Source organism: Cellulomonas sp. McL0617, from assembly GCF_049994875.1.
Lineage (GTDB): Bacteria > Actinomycetota > Actinomycetes > Actinomycetales > Cellulomonadaceae > Cellulomonas.
The window spans coordinates 3,607,936-3,623,640 of sequence record NZ_CP188256.1 but is presented as its reverse complement, the minus strand read 5'-3'; the positions used below and the strand labels follow the sequence as shown (position 1 = coordinate 3,623,640).

The 15,705-nt window shown below is 72.0% G+C and carries 15 protein-coding genes; 7 read left to right on the top strand and 8 right to left on the bottom strand.

Annotated elements, in window-relative coordinates:
• Positions 1 to 44: 44 nt before the first annotated feature.
• Positions 45 to 686, top strand: coding sequence for a YoaK family protein (locus ACPPVS_RS16515; protein ID WP_426596008.1), 642 nt, complete (start codon positions 45 to 47; stop codon positions 684 to 686).
• A 4-nt stretch (positions 687 to 690) separates the two neighbouring features.
• Here ACPPVS_RS16515 and allB read toward each other — a convergent pair whose 3' ends face one another.
• Positions 691 to 2,025 (bottom strand): allantoinase AllB, encoded by a 1,335-nt coding sequence (allB, locus tag ACPPVS_RS16510; protein WP_426593317.1) that lies wholly within the window; start codon positions 2,023 to 2,025, stop codon positions 691 to 693.
• Between the two features lie 246 nt (positions 2,026 to 2,271).
• On the opposite strand from allB, the gene ACPPVS_RS16505 reads away from it, so the two are divergent.
• The 4 genes from ACPPVS_RS16505 to ACPPVS_RS16490 all read left to right on the top strand — a co-directional run bounded on the left by ACPPVS_RS16505 (position 2,272) and on the right by ACPPVS_RS16490 (position 8,584).
• The gene (locus tag ACPPVS_RS16505) at positions 2,272 to 3,081 is read left to right on the top strand and encodes a hypothetical protein (RefSeq protein WP_426593316.1); all 810 of its coding nucleotides are present in this window, start codon (positions 2,272 to 2,274) and stop codon (positions 3,079 to 3,081) included.
• A gap of 2 nt (positions 3,082 to 3,083) precedes the next feature.
• The gene (locus tag ACPPVS_RS16500) at positions 3,084 to 4,190 is read left to right on the top strand and encodes a J domain-containing protein (RefSeq protein ID WP_426593315.1); all 1,107 of its coding nucleotides are present in this window, start codon (positions 3,084 to 3,086) and stop codon (positions 4,188 to 4,190) included.
• 165 nt (positions 4,191 to 4,355) lie between these two features.
• Positions 4,356 to 6,938 carry an ATP-dependent Clp protease ATP-binding subunit gene (locus ACPPVS_RS16495; RefSeq protein ID WP_426593314.1) on the top strand — a complete coding sequence of 861 codons (2,583 nt, stop codon included), beginning with the start codon at positions 4,356 to 4,358 and terminating at the stop codon, positions 6,936 to 6,938.
• A 230-nt stretch (positions 6,939 to 7,168) separates the two neighbouring features.
• Positions 7,169 to 8,584 carry a serine hydrolase domain-containing protein gene (locus ACPPVS_RS16490; RefSeq protein ID WP_426593313.1) on the top strand — a complete coding sequence of 472 codons (1,416 nt, stop codon included), beginning with the start codon at positions 7,169 to 7,171 and terminating at the stop codon, positions 8,582 to 8,584.
• A 13-nt stretch (positions 8,585 to 8,597) separates the two neighbouring features.
• Here the strand turns inward: ACPPVS_RS16490 and ACPPVS_RS16485 are convergent, their stop codons facing one another.
• A complete protein-coding gene (locus ACPPVS_RS16485; RefSeq protein WP_426593312.1) occupies positions 8,598 to 9,782 on the bottom strand; it encodes a hypothetical protein in 1,185 nt (394 codons plus the stop codon).
• Between the two features lie 148 nt (positions 9,783 to 9,930).
• The gene (locus ACPPVS_RS16480; RefSeq protein WP_426593311.1) at positions 9,931 to 10,908 is read right to left on the bottom strand and encodes an alpha/beta hydrolase; all 978 of its coding nucleotides are present in this window, start codon (positions 10,906 to 10,908) and stop codon (positions 9,931 to 9,933) included.
• A 101-nt stretch (positions 10,909 to 11,009) separates the two neighbouring features.
• Here ACPPVS_RS16480 and ACPPVS_RS16475 point away from each other — a divergent pair, with 101 nt between their 5' ends.
• A complete protein-coding gene (locus ACPPVS_RS16475; protein WP_426593310.1) occupies positions 11,010 to 11,477 on the top strand; it encodes a hypothetical protein in 468 nt (155 codons plus the stop codon).
• Between the two features lie 4 nt (positions 11,478 to 11,481).
• On the opposite strand, the gene ACPPVS_RS16470 is transcribed toward ACPPVS_RS16475, so the two are convergent.
• Both ACPPVS_RS16470 and ACPPVS_RS16465 read right to left on the bottom strand, forming a co-directional pair.
• Positions 11,482 to 13,119, bottom strand: coding sequence for a bifunctional 3'-5' exonuclease/DNA polymerase (locus tag ACPPVS_RS16470; RefSeq protein ID WP_426596007.1), 1,638 nt, complete (start codon positions 13,117 to 13,119; stop codon positions 11,482 to 11,484).
• Positions 13,120 to 13,170: 51 nt separating this feature from the next.
• Positions 13,171 to 13,839, bottom strand: coding sequence for an NAD(P)-dependent oxidoreductase (locus ACPPVS_RS16465; RefSeq protein WP_426593309.1), 669 nt, complete (start codon positions 13,837 to 13,839; stop codon positions 13,171 to 13,173).
• Between the two features lie 65 nt (positions 13,840 to 13,904).
• Here ACPPVS_RS16465 and ACPPVS_RS16460 point away from each other — a divergent pair, with 65 nt between their 5' ends.
• Complete coding sequence (locus ACPPVS_RS16460) at positions 13,905 to 14,390, top strand: MarR family winged helix-turn-helix transcriptional regulator (RefSeq protein WP_426593308.1); 486 nt, start codon at positions 13,905 to 13,907, stop codon at positions 14,388 to 14,390.
• A 12-nt stretch (positions 14,391 to 14,402) separates the two neighbouring features.
• Here the strand turns inward: ACPPVS_RS16460 and ACPPVS_RS16455 are convergent, their stop codons facing one another.
• Genes ACPPVS_RS16455 through ACPPVS_RS16445 form a run of 3 tightly spaced genes read right to left on the bottom strand, consistent with a single transcriptional unit; the run spans position 14,403 to position 15,695 of the window.
• Positions 14,403 to 14,588, bottom strand: coding sequence for a hypothetical protein (locus ACPPVS_RS16455; protein WP_426593307.1), 186 nt, complete (start codon positions 14,586 to 14,588; stop codon positions 14,403 to 14,405).
• A gap of 6 nt (positions 14,589 to 14,594) precedes the next feature.
• A complete protein-coding gene (locus ACPPVS_RS16450; RefSeq protein WP_426593306.1) occupies positions 14,595 to 15,020 on the bottom strand; it encodes a DUF6157 family protein in 426 nt (141 codons plus the stop codon).
• Positions 15,021 to 15,029: 9 nt separating this feature from the next.
• Complete coding sequence (locus tag ACPPVS_RS16445; RefSeq protein WP_426593305.1) at positions 15,030 to 15,695, bottom strand: GNAT family N-acetyltransferase; 666 nt, start codon at positions 15,693 to 15,695, stop codon at positions 15,030 to 15,032.
• Between the last annotated feature and the right edge of the window lie 10 nt (positions 15,696 to 15,705).

The following is a 15,705-nucleotide window of genomic DNA, read 5'->3' as shown; positions in this document are numbered from 1 at the left end:
ACGCCGTGAAGACATGGGACGACGCGCGCCGCCACCTTGTGCTGATGCTGGCTCTGACGTTCACCACGGGCATCGTCGACGCCGTCGGCTACCTGGGTCTGGACCGCGTGTTCACGGCGAACATGACCGGCAACGTGGTCATCCTCGGCATGGCGCTGGTGGGGGGCGACGACCTGCCGATCCTGGGCCCGGCGATCGCGCTCGCGGCCTTCCTCGGCGGCGCGGCACTGGGCGGCCGGGTGCTGCGGTCGGCACCCGCGGGCTGGTCGCACCGCACGAGCATGACGTTCATGGCCACCGGCGTGCTGGCCGCGGGCCTGGGTGTCGCCGCGATCGTCGAGCCGCCCAAGAAGGGCGAGGTGTGGGCGCTCGTGGTCACCGGCCTGCTCGCCGTCGCGATGGGGCTTCAGGCGGCGACCGCGCGGCGGCTCGCCGTCAAGGACGTGACGACGGTGGTCGTGACCTCGACGCTCACCGGTCTGGCCGCAGACTCGCGGCTGGCCGGCGGCACGGGCGACGGCTGGGCGCGCCGATCGCTCGCCGTCGGCCTGATCCTGGTCGGCGCGGCCGTCGGCGCGTTGCTGCTCAAGGCGGGCGGTGGACGCGGCGTCGGCGTCGGGATGCTCGTGGCCGGCGCGCTGGCGCTGGCGACCGCGGGCTTGGGGCACCGGCACCGCGAGGCCTGACCCGCTACGCACGGACCGGCTCGGGCAGGATCGTCCGCCCGGTACCCGGCGTGCTCACGGCGCCGTCCGTCACGATCGGTGCACCGTGCAGCCAGACTGTCCGCGCGAGCCCGACCACCGACGCGCCGTCGTAGGGCGACACCGGGTTCTTGTGCTCGAGGGTGCGCACGTCCACCACGCGCTCGTCGTCGGGCGCGAACGCCACGAGGTGTGCGGGCGCGCCCACCTCGATGACCCCGGCGGCGATCCCCGCCACCCGTGCGGGACCGGTGGTGAACAGCGGCATGATCGCCTCGAGCGGGATCCCGCGCCGACGAGCCTGCGTCCACACCACCGTGAACCCCAGCTGCAGACCCGCGATCCCGCCCCAGGACAGGCCGAAGTCACCGCCGCCGACGCTCTTGACGTCGACGGTGGCCGGCGAGTGGTCGGACACGATGGCGTCGAACGTCCCGTCCAGCACCGCGTCCCAGAGCAGGTCCTGGTTGGCGCCGTCTCGGATGGGTGGGCAGCACTTGAACTCGGTGGCGCCGGCCGGGACGTCCTCGGACCGCAGCGTGAGGTAGTGCGGGCAGGTCTCGACGGTCAGCGGCAGACCCTCGGCGCGTGCCGCCCGCACCAGGTCGAGGGAGTCGGCCGCGGACACGTGCAGGATGTGGGCCCGCGCACCGGTCGTGCGCATGGCGTCGATGACGTGCGCGATCGCCTCCCGCTCGGAGACCGGCGGCCGGGACGCCAGGAAGTCGTCGTAGGACCGGCCGTGCGCCTCGTGCAGGTGCGCGGGGTCCTCGGCGTGCACGATCAGGACGCTGCCGATCGACGCGATCTCGGCGAGCGCCGGTTCCAGCAGCGTGGCCGGCAGGTACTCGAACTCGTCGACCCCCGACGGCGCCAGGAACGACTTGAACCCGCGCACGCCGGCGTCGTGCAGCGCCTTGAGCGATCCGAGGTTCGACGGCACCGCGCCGCCCCAGAACGCCACGTCGACCGTGAGCTTGCCCTCCGCCGCGGCCTCTTTCGCTGCCAGCGCCTCGACCGTCGTGGTCGGCGGGATCGAGTTCAGCGGCATGTCGACGATCGTCGTGACGCCGCCCGCGGCCGCCGCGCGGGTGGCCGACGCGAACCCCTCCCAGGCGGTGCGCCCGGGCTCGTTGACGTGCACGTGCGAGTCGACCAGGCCGGGCAGGAGCACCTCGTCGTCGGGCAGCGTCAGCACACCGTCGGCGGGCGGGTCGAAGGGCAGGACCGCGGTCACCACACCGCCGCTGACCTGCACCTGAGCCGGTCGCAGCACCCCGTCCAGCCACACACGCTGCGCGCGCACGACGAGATCAGGCATCGGTCCTCCCGCGGTTGTGTACCGGCTCGCGCCAGGCTACGGCCACAGTGCCTCACCACGTGTTTCGGTCGCATTTCCCGACCCTGTCCGCAGGTCCGGCGTGCGGCACGCCGCACCGGCTGTCCAACCAGTCTGCCGACGTCACCGTGGCGACCTGGGTGATCGTGCGCCCGACCGGCTGAAAGCGGTCCCGGTCCGGGGCCGGCGGCGCTACCGTGTGCGCGTCGCTGGCGTAGGGGGGATCGGATGGCCGACGAACTCATCCGTCGCGCGCACGAGGTGGCGGTGGTCCCGCGGTCGTCGCGGAGCACGCAGACCATCGGATTCACGGCGGGGGTGTTCCACTGGAGCGACCTGCCCGCCCGGACCCAGCAGGAGGCGCGGCACTCCACGCCGGTCGTCGCGGAGCAGGCGGTCGCCGACGGCGACGTGCAGCAGGTCGGGCCCGAGCTGCTGCAGGTGCTGCGCGCCTGGAGGGCGCACCGGGACCGGGTGTATGTCGCCACCGCCGAGCGGACCGTCGTGGTGGGCGAGCACTCGCTGAGCGGGGCAGGGCCGTGGCGTCACGTGGACCTGAGCGTCCACGAGAGCGACGGCACCCCGCAGCGCCGGATCGGGTGGGTGCCGGCCGGGGTGGCGGGTTCTCCGAAGGATCCGTCGCCGGCGGCGTCCGGGCTTGGCCGCGATCCTGCCGCGCCGGCCGCGGCGCCGGCGCACGCCGCGGCGGCACGCGCGTGGCCGTTCCTGCCGGCCGCCGTCCGCGACGGCGCACTCCGCACGGTTCCCGTCCCCGTCGACTGGCTCGGCCAGCTCGTCCAGGTCGCGGGATCCGACCGGATGCCCAGGAGCCAGAAGATCGTCGTGCTCCGTCGCGACGAACGGACGGCGCTCGTGATCCGCGCAACACGGGAGCTCGCGCCCGTGCCCGGCAGCACGGTTGACGAGCACGTCCGGGCGCTCGCGCGCGCCGACTGGCTCGTCGAGCAGGTGACCTACGGGCTGACGCCCCGCCCCGGACTTCCGAGCAGCAGGCTCGGCACGCTCCCGGACCTGTGACGGTGACGCACTACGAGGTTCTCGGCGTCGACCCCTACGCGTCGCGCCGGACGATCCAGGCGGCCTACCGCCGACGAGCCCGCGAGACCCATCCCGACACCGGCGGTTCGCCGGCCGAGTTCGCCGCGGTCTCCGCCGCCTGGTGGGTGCTCGGCTCGGCCAGTCGCCGCGCGGCCTACGACGCCGGGCTCGATCCCGACGCGGGCGACGCATGGGGCCAGGACGTCGGCTTCGACGCGCCCGCGCCCCCGCGACCGTCGTCGCGTCTGCCGGACGACGCGCCGTCGGACATGCCGGAACCCGTCGTCGACGTCCCCACGCAACGATCCGACGCGCCGCGGCCCCCGGTCGTTCCCCCCGGCCGCATCGATCCGTTCGCCTCGCCGTTCCGTGCGCTGCCCAGGCTCCAGGACGAGCTGGACGCGCTGCCCTCCCCGCGCCGGCAGCTGAGGTTCACCCGCCGGATCTGGGTCCTGGTGGCGGTGGGCGTCCTCGAGATCGGCTGGGTGGCGCGTTTCGACGGCCCCCACCTCGTGAGCCCCGGCGCTGACGCCGCCATGCTCGCGTTCGTCTTCTGGATCGGCTTCGCCCGCAAGGTGTTGCGTCTCTCCCACCCGGGCCGCCCGCCGTTGCTCCGATGGTTCGAGCACGCATTCCTGTGGAGTGGCATCACGATCTACCTGGTCGCCGCCGTGAGCTCCCTGCACCGCCTGAGTGGCCCGCACACGCTCGTCGTGCTCGGGGTCTGGGCGTTCGGACTCGTCCTGGCGTCCTCCGCCGAGTGGCGTCTCGCGCGCAACCGACGCAGGGAGCTGGCGGTCCGCACCGCGACGGAGCGGCACGCGCTCGCCACCCGGTGGAACGCGCTCCTGCGCACCCGCGAGCTCGCGGCGCAGACCCGGTTCTGGCAGGCGACCACGGCGTCGGAGCCGGTCTGGGCGCTGCGTTCCGACGAGGACGGCGCCCTCCTGGGGACCGCCCCCGAGGCCGCGCCGCAGGCCTGGGTCGACGTCCTGCGGTCCGTAGGGCTGGACATCGCCGATACGTCGTCGTCGTGGGCCGCCCGCAGCGTCCGAGTTCCAGACCGGGACAAAGACCCCGATTCCTGACGCGGTCGCCGACTGTGGGCCGCCCTGAGCGCCGCCGCTGTCACGCCTCTGGCGAACACGGGCAGTGACGGGCCTACCTCGCCGTTAGCATCGAACAACGCCGCTCGTAGAACCCCGGTGCGCCAGCCCGGGGATCGGTGGGCACGCAGCTCGTGAGGAGTGCACATGTTCGAGAGATTCACGGACCGAGCCCGTCGCGTGGTCGTCCTTGCCCAAGAAGAGGCACGGATGCTCAACCACAACTACATCGGCACGGAACACATCCTCCTGGGACTGATCCACGAGGGTGAGGGTGTCGCCGCCAAGGCGCTGGAGTCGCTCGGCATCTCGCTGGAGGCCGTGCGCGCGCAGGTGCAGGAGATCATCGGCGAGGGCCAGCAGGCTCCGTCGGGCCACATCCCGTTCACGCCGCGCGCCAAGAAGGTGCTCGAGCTGTCGCTGCGCGAGGCGCTGCAGCTGGGCCACAACTACATCGGCACCGAGCACATCCTGCTCGGCCTGATCCGCGAGGGCGAGGGCGTCGCCGCCCAGGTCCTCAACAAGCTCGGCGCCGACCTCAACCGTGTGCGCCAGCAGGTCATCCAGCTCGTCTCCGGTTACCAGGGCAAGGAGCCCGTCGCCGCCGGCGGTCCGCAGGAGGGTCAGCCCTCGGGCAGCGCCGTCCTCGACCAGTTCGGCCGCAACCTCACGCAGGCTGCGCGCGACGGCAAGCTCGACCCGGTCATCGGGCGCGAGAAGGAGATCGAGCGGGTCATGCAGGTGCTGTCCCGCCGCACCAAGAACAACCCGGTCCTCATCGGGGAGCCCGGCGTCGGCAAGACCGCCGTCGTCGAGGGTCTCGCGCAGGACATCGTGCGCGGCGACGTTCCCGAGACGCTCAAGGACAAGCAGCTCTACACGCTGGACCTCGGCGCGCTCGTCGCCGGCTCCCGCTACCGCGGTGACTTCGAGGAGCGCCTGAAGAAGGTCCTCAAGGAGATCCGCACCCGCGGCGACATCATCCTGTTCATCGACGAGATCCACACCCTCGTGGGTGCGGGTGCCGCCGAGGGCGCGATCGACGCCGCGAGCATCCTCAAGCCGATGCTGGCGCGCGGCGAGCTGCAGACCATCGGGGCCACGACCCTCGACGAGTACCGCAAGTACGTCGAGAAGGACCCGGCCCTGGAGCGTCGCTTCCAGCCGATCCAGGTGGCCGAGCCGAACCTGGCGCACGCGATCGAGATCCTCAAGGGTCTGCGTGACCGGTACGAGGCGCACCACCGCGTGTCCATCACGGACGCCGCGCTGGTCGCCGCCGCCACGCTGGCGGACCGGTACGTCAACGACCGCTACCTGCCGGACAAGGCGATCGACCTGGTCGACGAGGCCGGCGCCCGCCTGCGCATCCGCCGCATGACGGCTCCACCGGAGCTGCGCGAGCTCGACGAGCAGATCGCCGAGACGCGTCGCGACAAGGAGTCGGCCATCGACGAGCAGGACTTCGAGAAGGCAGCCCGTCTCCGCGACGCCGAGAAGCAGCTCGGTCTCAAGCGCGTGGAGAAGGAGAAGGCCTGGAAGTCCGGCGACCTCGACGCGGTCGCGGAGGTGGACGAGGATCTCATCGCCGAGGTGCTGGCGAACGCCACGGGCATCCCGGTGTTCAAGCTCACCGAGGAGGAGTCCAGCCGCCTGCTCCACATGGAGGAGAACCTGCACAAGCGGGTCGTCGGCCAGGACGCCGCCATCAAGGCGCTCGCGCAGGCCATCCGCCGTACGCGTGCGGGCCTCAAGGACCCGAAGCGTCCCGGCGGCTCGTTCATCTTCGCCGGCCCGACCGGTGTCGGTAAGACGGAGCTGGCCAAGGCGCTCGCGGAGTTCCTGTTCGGCGACGAGGACGCGCTCATCCAGCTCGACATGTCGGAGTTCTCGGAGAAGCACACGGTCTCGCGGCTGTTCGGCTCGCCTCCCGGCTACGTCGGGTACGACGAGGGTGGTCAGCTGACCGAGAAGGTGCGGCGCAAGCCGTTCTCCGTGGTCCTCTTCGACGAGGTCGAGAAGGCACACGCGGACATCTTCAACTCGCTCCTGCAGATCCTCGAGGACGGTCGCCTGACCGACTCGCAGGGCCGCGTGGTCGACTTCAAGAACACCGTCATCATCATGACCACCAACCTCGGCACCCGGGACATCGCCAAGGGCCTCCTCACCGGCTTCCAGGCCGGCGGCGACCTGTCGACGTCGTACGAGCGCATGAAGTCGAAGGTCAATGACGAGCTCAAGCAGCACTTCCGGCCTGAGTTCCTCAACCGCGTCGACGACGTGGTCGTGTTCCCGCAGCTGTCGCAGCCGGAGATCTTCGCGATCGTCGACCTGATGATCGCCAAGCTGGCCAAGCGCCTGCGGGACAAGGACATGGACATCGAGATCACGCCTGCCGCCAAGCAGCTGCTCTCGGAGAAGGGCTACGACCCGGTTCTCGGTGCGCGTCCGCTGCGCCGCGCGATCCAGCGGGAGATCGAGGACGCCCTGTCCGAGAAGATCCTGTTCGGTGAGCTCAAGGCCGGTCAGCTGGTGATCGTGGACGCGGAGGGCGAGGGTCTGCTGGGGGAGTTCATCTTCCGCGGCGTCCCTCGCGGTGCGATCGTCGACGAGCCGGTCAAGGTCGGCGCCTCGGTGGGTACGGCCGGTTCGGGCACCGACCTGCCCGCGGCCCCGCCCATCTCGGCCATCGGCGACGGGGGCACGGGCACGCTGCCCGCCCTCTGACGCTCAGCTCGGTGGCGCCCCGTTCCCCTCGAGGGAGCGGGGCGTCGTCGTGCCTTGCCTCCGACTCCCGTCGAGAAGGCAGTCATCGACGTCACGGTCCGGTTCGGCGTTCATCACTGCCTTCTCGACCGCTCGACGGCTCCGCTCGGGTCGCGCGTCGCTCGGCGTGGCAGGGTGGCGGTATGCCTGGACGCCGACGTCTTCCGCGAAGCAGCCCCGAGGAGCAGGGGGTGGATCCGGCGGCGTTGGCCGACGTGGTCAGGACCCTCACCGCGCTGCCCGAGCTCCACTCGATCATGGTGCTGCGGCACGGGCACGTGATCGCGGAGGGCTGGGCGGCGCCGTTCGCCTCTGACCGGTTGCACGAGCTCTTCTCGCTCAGCAAGAGCGTGACGGCGACGGCCGTGGGGTTCGCGGTCGCCGACGGGCTCTTCGACGTCGACGACCTGGTCCTGGACCTCCTGGGGGACCGGGCTCCGGAGAATCCCGGTGACCACCTGCGCAGGATGCGCGTGCGCCACCTGCTGACCATGACGACGGGCCACGACACGGACCCGTCGCTCGCGGTCTTCCCGACGGGCGGGGACTGGGTCGGCGAGTTCCTGCGCCAGCCGGTCGAGCACGAACCCGGCACGCACTTCGTCTACAACAGCGCGGCGACGTACGTGCTCTCGGCGCTGGTGCAGCAGGTCACGGGCCAGCGGCTGCTCGAGTACCTGCGGACGCGCCTGTTCGAGCCCCTCGGCATCGAGGACGCCACCTGGGAGCAGTCGCCGACGGGGGTCGACACGGGCGGGTTCGGCCTGTCCGCGACGACGGAGGACATCGCGGCGATCGGTCTGCTGTACCTGCAGGACGGCGTCTGGGAGGGTCGGCAGCTGCTCCCCGACGGTTGGGCTGCGGAGGCGACCCGTCTGCACGTGCCCAACGGCGACGACCCCGAGAACGACTGGGCGCAGGGCTACGGCTACCAGTTCTGGCGGTGCCGGCCGGCCAACAGCTGGCGCGGCGACGGGGCGTTCGGGCAGTACATCGTCGGCCTGCCGGAGCAGGACGTCGTGGTCGCCATGACGTCGGGTCGCCAGGAGATGCACGAGTACCTGCAGGTCCTCTGGGACCGGCTGTTGCCCGGGCTCGCCGACGAGCCGTCGCCTCCCACGGCGCACGGTGACCTCGACGCCGCGATCGCCGCGATGCGCCTCGACCCGCCGACGGGCGAGCCGACCTCACCGACCGGGTCGCGGCTGAGCGGCCGGACGATCACCTTCCCCCCGAACCCGGGCGGGCTGCGCAGCGCGGTGCTCGAGGTGGGCGCCGACCACGACCGGCTGACCGTCGAGGTGGGCGACCAGCGGATCGAGGGCGTCGTCGGTCGGGTCGATCCAGTGGCCGGGACCGCGACCGCGGGACGCGGTTCGCCGACGCTCTTGCGCGGGTCGTTCCGCCGGCGCGAGCCGGAGGACGTCCTGGTCAGCGGCGCGTGGCCGACACCGGACACGTACGTGCTCACGTTCCGGTTCGTCGAGTCCCCGTTCTGTCTGACCGCGACCGCTACGGTCGACGGCGACGCGGTCACGGTGACGCTGAGCTGGAACGCGTCGTTCGGACCGCCGACTCTGCCGCCGATCGCGGGCGTCGCGGCCTGAGCCCGGGGTGCGGTCAGGCGAGCTCGAGGACCGTCCACCAGCCGTCGGGGTCGCGACCGGGGATGGTGGTGACCTCCTGCTGGCCGGCGGTGAGCACCGGGTCCGAGCCCTTGTGCGAGTGCAGGAACGTGCCAGACGGGACGTGCACGAGCCGGACGCGCGAACCGGCGAGCCACGGACCGGGCTGTTCGAGCTCGACGCGCCAGGTGTCCCGGGAGTCGTCGTCGATCGCGCTGACCTCCTGCTGGCGTGAGATGGGCGACGGTACGCCGGTCTGGCTGTGCAACCAGCGGCCGGTGCGCACGTGCCGGAGCCGGACGACGGACCCGTGCGCGAGCGCCGAGCCAGCGGCGGTCCCCGCCAGCAGCCAGCGGTTGTTGTCGTCGGAACCCCCGAAGCCCGTCACCTGCTGGAGCCGGTCGGAGCCGGGGTGCGTGTAGGGCAGGTCGTGCGAGTGCAGGGTCAGGCCGGTCCACACGTGCGAGAGCGTGAGCGTGTCGCCGGCGGACACGGCGGCGTGGGGGTCGGCGGGGTCGTGGGCGAGGAGGCGCGGGGACTTCGGCGTGTAGTCCTGCACGAAGAAGCCGCGCCAGGTGCGTCCGTTCGAAGCGGTCCAGTCGTGCTGGTCGACGAGCGACGTCAGCGTCACCGGCCGGCCGGGGGTGTTGTTGTCGTAGATGGTGACGACGACGGTCCCGTCCTCCGACCGCTCGTACCCGTACGCCACGACCTGGTGGTTGTCGCCGATCGCGCCCAGGCTCCGGGCGACGACGAGCCCGAGCACCACGGGACGACCGTGGTCGATCGAGGCCATCACGCGGGGCAGCTCCTCCTCCTTGGTCCACCGAGTCACGCCCTTGAACACCCAGGTGGGGTCGTCGGAGTGCAGGGACCACGTGACGAACTTGGCGGCGGACCCGGTCAGGAACGAGTCGTAGAGGCGGGACGTGAAGTACTGCGCGAGCCAGTTGCTGTCGGGCGGCACGCGGCTGGGCGCATAGAGGTCGGACCGCCACCGGGGGACCGGCTGGCCCGGCAGGAAGTAGTCGAGCGCCGCGTAGGCCATGCCGCCGCAGCGGCCCGCCGTTGTGATCTGCGCGCCCGTGGGCAGCGTCAGGGCGACGTTGACGAACGCGTTGGGGAAGGCGAACCCGTGCGTGGCCGGGTCGAACGCCACAGTGCGCTGCGCCAGGAGCATGGAAGGCCTCTCGTCCGAGTTGAGCGTCTCAGACAGGAGTGCAGTACGCGCGTCCAGATACCTAGCGGCTCAGCAGCGCGATCGGCTCGGTCGCGCACGCGATCTGGACGCCTCGCCCGCCCCACGGGCTCGGCGGGTGGCCGGGGCGTCAGGCCGCGCGGGTGGGCGACAGCGTGGCCACGAACGTGTGGACCTTGGCCATCGCCTCCTGGGCGGCCGGGGTCTGCAGGTCGAACTGGTACTCGTGGCCGGCCCCGGGTGCCACGAAGGTCTCGTGCCGCACGCCCGCCGTCTCGAGAGCGTCGGCCATGACGTACTGGTGGGCCATCATCGGGTCGTCGGCGCCGCAGGACAGGAAGGTCGGCGGGAAGTCGGCAGTGACGTGCCCGGCCACGGACAGGCCTGCGAACCGAGGGTCGTCGAGGTAGTGCGAGGTGCCGGTGAACGCCCAGAGGATCGAGTCGACGAACCACCGCGTACGGCCGCGCAGCGCGCGGATCAGGGACAGGTCGAAGGCACCGCAGAACAGGACGGTGCCGACGAGCTGTGCGGGTTCGACCGTGGGCGACATCTGCATCTCGTCGGCGTACCCGGGATTGGTGACCATGCCCGCCACCTGCGCGGCGATCTGTGCACCGGCCGAGTCACCCGCCAGGATCAGCCGGGACGGGTCGAGGCCGAGCTCGTCGGCGTGCGCCGTCAGGTAGCCGAGGGCGTCCAGCAGCTGCCGTACTGGCGTCGGGTAGCGGGCCTCCGGGGCGATCGAGTAGCCGACACCCACCACCGTGCAGCCACCGGCCGCGAGGACGCGCAGGAAGTTGGCGATGTGGTCCTTGTGGCCGGACAGCCACGCGCCGCCGTGCACCCAGACGATCGTCGGCCCGACGGCCCGGTCCCCCGCGGGGCGGTGCACGTCGAGCAAGGCGTCACGGTCGCCCGGGCGGTAGGAGACGTCGCGGACGGTGGTCACGTCGTCCGGCACGTAGCCGGCAGCGACGAGCGAGCGACGTTGGCCGTTCCGGTCGAAGCGCCGCCGGTAGTAGAGCGCCGTCGGGCGGGGGCTGGCCCGCAGGAGCACGGCGACGACCGCCACGACGGCGAGTGCGGCCGCTCCAGCACGCTTCATGGGGTGATCGTCGCACCCGCGGGACCGTCGTGGTCCAAACTGGCACGGTGACGGACGAGGCCACCCACCATCCACCCCTCCATCGCGCGGTGCGGAGGATCGTGCGCGAACGGCAGATCGACGAGTTCCTCTACGGCGCGCTCGTGTCCGGGTCGATCCTCGCGGTCTCGAGCGCGCACGCCGAGGACAGTCGGTCGGTCCTGTTCGCGACCGGGCTGGTGAACATCACGTACTGGCTCGCGCACGTCTACGTGGACGCGGTCGGGGGTCGGTTCCACGACCACGAGCACTCCACCGGCTGGCGTCTGGCGCACGCGCTGCGCAACAACACGGGCGTCCTCGTGGGCAGTGTCCCGCCGATGGTCGTGTTCGCGCTCGCGCGCCTGTTCGGGCTGGACCTGGCGGCGGCGGCGTGGACGGCGTTGTGGTTCACGTTCGTCATGCTCGGCTCGGTCGGGGCGTACGCCGCCTACCGGGCCGGCGCGCGGCGCTGGCCCCTGATCGGCGAGGCGGCGATCGCCTTCGGCTTCGGGATCGTCGTGATCCTGCTGAAGATCGTGCTGCACTGACCGGTCACTTGGCCTGGTCGTAGCTCTCGACGACCGCGACGTTGAGCGCGAAGTCCACCGGGGTGTTGCCGAACAGCAGGTGCCCGGCCTCGAGCGCGGCGTCCCGGATCGCGTCCGCGGCGGCGTCGGCCTCGCCGGCCGGGGCGTGCACCATGACCTCGTCGTGCAGGAAGAACACCAGGTGTGCCTCGTGGTCCCGCAACCTGCGCCGCAGCGACGCCATCCAGCACAGGGCCCACTCGGCGGCGGTGCCCTGGACCACGAAGTTGCGCGTGAACCGTCCCCAGTCGCGACCGCGGCGGCGCGCGGCGCGCACGTCGTCGGCCCCGGCGCCCTCGGCCGACGCCGCGGCGAGCGCGTCCTGCCACGCGGCGTCCGGTGCGGGGGAGGTGCGGCCCAGCCATGTCGAGACGACGTCACCGCGTTCGCCCGCGCGCGCGGCGGCCTCGACCAGTGCGACCGCGCGGGGGAACCCCTGCGTGAGGCGGGGCATGAGCACGGCGCTCGGACCGGTGGTCGCGCCGTAGATCGCGCCCAGCATCGCCACCTTGGCCTGCGCGCGGGTCTCGACGATCCCCGCGTCGACCACGCCCTGGTAGAGGTCTGCCGACCGGCCCGCTGCGGCCATCGCCGAGTCCCCGGACATCGCGGCCAGCACGCGCGGCTCGAGCTGCGCGGCGTCGGCGACGACCAGCTTCCAGCCCTCGTCGGCACGCACCGCACCCCGGATGCTGGCCGGCAGCTGCAGCGCGCCACCCCCGCTGGTGGCCCACCGCCCGGTCACCACGCCGCCGGGCACGTAGTCGGGTCGGAACCGGCCCTCGTGGATCCACGTGTCCATCCACGTCCAGCCGTTGGCGCTGAGCAGCCGCGCGAGCTTCTTGTACGCGAGCAGGGGCTCGGTGGCGGGCAGGTCGATCTCCTTGATCTCCCACCGGCTGGTCGACTCCACGTCGTATCCCGCGGCGCGCAGCCCGCGCAGCAGGTCCTGCTGGGAGTCGAGGTTGAGGTTCGGCTGCGCGAGTGCCGCACGGACGTCGTCGGCCAGCGCCTCGAGTTTGGCCGGCCGGCCGTGCGCGGGCCGGGGTCCGAGCAGCTCGGTCAGGATCCGGTCGTGGGCCTCGACGGACCACGGCACGCCGACGTGGTTCATCTCCGCGGCGACGAGCGCCCCGGTGGACTCCGCGGCGAGCAGGAGCCGCAGCCGTCCGGGCTCGTCGGACGTCCTGACCGCGGCCAGCTGGCGTCGCAGCTCGTCGGCGGAGTCGAGCGCCTCCGGGCGTTCCTCGTCGAACAGGCTGACCTCGACCGGCCGGGGTGCGCCGGGTCGCGGTCCGTCCCACGCGCTCCGGCCGGACCGCGCGAGCTCGGAGTCCCGCGCGTACACGCTCCGGCGCAGGATCGCGTGGCACAGCCGCAGGTCGTGGCACCGCTCGACGCGGACGCCGGAGTCCAGCAGCGGCGGGTAGCGCCGGGAGGTGTCGTCCCAGACCCAGCGCGGCTTGTCGGCCTCGCGAGCCCGGACGGTCCGGGCGAGGTCCGCGACGGGCACGGTGCTGCTGGCGACGACGACGCCCTCGTCCGTCAGCTCCTGGAGGACGACGACGTCGGGGCGGTCGTCGTCGTCGAGCAGGAGCAGCAGGGTCACGGCGCCATTGTCGCCGCCGACGCCCACACGCTCAGGACGGCACCCTCAGGCGGCCGCGCCGACGACGTGGCGGACCGTCGAGCCGTCGGTGGCGAGGGCGAGCATCAGGTGCGCGACGTCGGCCCGCCCGATGGACCAGCCGCCGACGATGTTCTTGTCGAGGGCCGTGCGGTAGCGGGCGGTGAGCGGCGTGTTGCTCAGCTTCGGCGGGCGCGCGATGGTCCAGTCGAGACCGCTGGCGCGCACGACGTCCTCCATCCGTGCGAGGTCGGCGTACTGGGCCTTGAACATCGTCCTGGCGAACCCGCTGAACAGGTGCCGCATGAAGAACCCGTCGCCGTCGTCGTACTTCGGCGGGTTCGGGTTGTCGGGCGACGGCACGGTCCCGATGGGGGCGGCGCTGACGACGACGAGCCGGCCGGTGCCCGCGGCACGCATCGCGTCGATGATCGCCTGCGTGCCGCGAGCGGCGATGCCCTCGTCGGACTTCGTGCGTGCACCGAGCGCAGACAGGACCGCGTCCGCGCCGGCGACCGCGGTGATCAGGCTGTTCTGGTCCGGCGCGTCGAGGTCAGCCGTGAGGACCCGCGCGGTCGTGCTGGGGAGTCGGCTCGGGTCGCGCACGACCGCGGTGACGTCGTGTCCCGCCGCGACGGCCTGCTCGAGGATCTGGCGACCGATGCCGCCGGTCGCGGCGAAGATGGTGAGCTTCATGGGCCCTGCTCCTGTTCCGGTGTACGGTCTCCTCAGGAAACGAGAAGATACGAGGACCGTAACATATGAGTGGCGAAGAATCTGCCGATGCGCGACGGCGCAAGCGTCGGCTGTCCGTGACCGTGCGCGAGAACATGCGGGAGCTGAGCATCCAGCTCGCGCTGCTCAACCATCAGGTGGGTCAGCGCCTCGACATGCGCGACGTCGACCTCGACTGCCTCGACATCATCAGCCGCCACGGACCGCTCGGCGCCTCGGCACTGGCCCGCACGGCCGGCCTGCACCCAGCCACCGTGACTGGCATCCTCGACCGCCTGGAGAAGGCGGGCTGGATCGTGCGGGAGCGCGACCCGCAGGACCGCCGCGCCGTCGTCGTGCGGGCATCGCGCGAGCGCGGCGCCCAGATCTACGAGCTGTACAGCGGCATGAACAGCTCGATGGAGGACCTGCTCAACGGGTACGACGAGTCCCAGCTGGAGGTACTGGCCGACTTCCTGACCCGCGCCCGCGAGGCGGGTGTCACCGCGACGGACGATCTGGCGCGCGGCTGACGCTCGACGGGCTCAGGCAGGGACGAGCGGGGCGGCGCTCTGCTCGTCGGTGGGCGGTCCCCACTGGTACTGCGCGATCGCGATGCCGACGCCGATGGCCGACAGGACGAGGGCGAGAATCGCGGCGGCGGCGACGATCCGTCGCGACAGCGGGTGTCGGTAGGGCAGCTCGTCAGGCTCCGGATCGGGCCAGTCCACCGGTGCTCAGCGACCCGAGCGCATCGCGCGCGTCACCTTGACCGGCGAACCGTCGCGCGAGAAACCCGCCGCCAGGGCCGAGTACTCGGGCGTGCCCAGGGCGTACACGGCGAGGCGTCCGTCGGCGTCCGCGTGGATGCCCCAGCCGTACTTCTTGCCCAGGTCGGAGGAGCGCAGGCACGCGTGCGGTCCCTGGAAGAACGTCGGCCACACCTCGGGGCGCGTCTCGGGCGGGACGTCGTTGCGGTCGGCCCAGACCGTGAAGATCACGTCGGAGCTGCGGTAGGTGTACGGCGGCGCGGCCGTCAGCATGTCGAAGATCGCCGAGGCGACGGTCGGGGTCTCACCGTGGGGACGGGGCGCGACACCGGCCACCGCGGCCGTGTCGGGGGCGACGCAGATGAAGGTCGAGACGTAGTCCACCAGCTCCATGGATGAACCCTAACCAACCCGTGTGACAGCGGACCGACGCATCGGGAACACCCACGGTCCGTCGGAGGGGCGCCCGAGGGCCACCGGATCACGGACCGAGTCATAGCCGAGAGCCTCGTAGTAGGCGACGTTGTCGGGCTTCGTGGTCTCCAGATAGGAGGGCTCCGACCCCCCGTCGACGAGGCGGAAGGCCTCCGCCATGAGCCGCTTCCCGCGGCCGGCGCGCTGCAGGGACGGGTGCACGCCGAGGGCTTCGACGTACCAGCAGTCCGTCTGGACGCCCGACGCGGTCACGTCCCCGAAGCGGATCAGGCCCAGCGAGTGCTCGCGCGTGTGCAGCGCGATGCGCGCGATGCGAAGGCCCTGAGCCCACCAACGGCGCGGCGTCATGGGGTACGTGCCCGGGGGATAGATGGCGATTGCGCCGGTCACAGCCCCGTTGAGGCGCGTGGCGAACGCGTGGCCGTGCACGAGGGCGTCCGCCAAGGTCATCCGGTACAGCGCCCGCAGCTCCTGCGCTCGACGGGCACGGACCGGGAAGAGGTAGGCGTATCCGGGGTCGTCGGCCAGTGCCGCGGCCAGGACGCGGGCGGCCGAGTCGATGTCCGCCGGTCGCAGGGGCACGGTCTCGTCGGGCAGCGGGGGCAGGGGGCTTCCACCCAGGGTTGCCGACATGTTCGGCAGT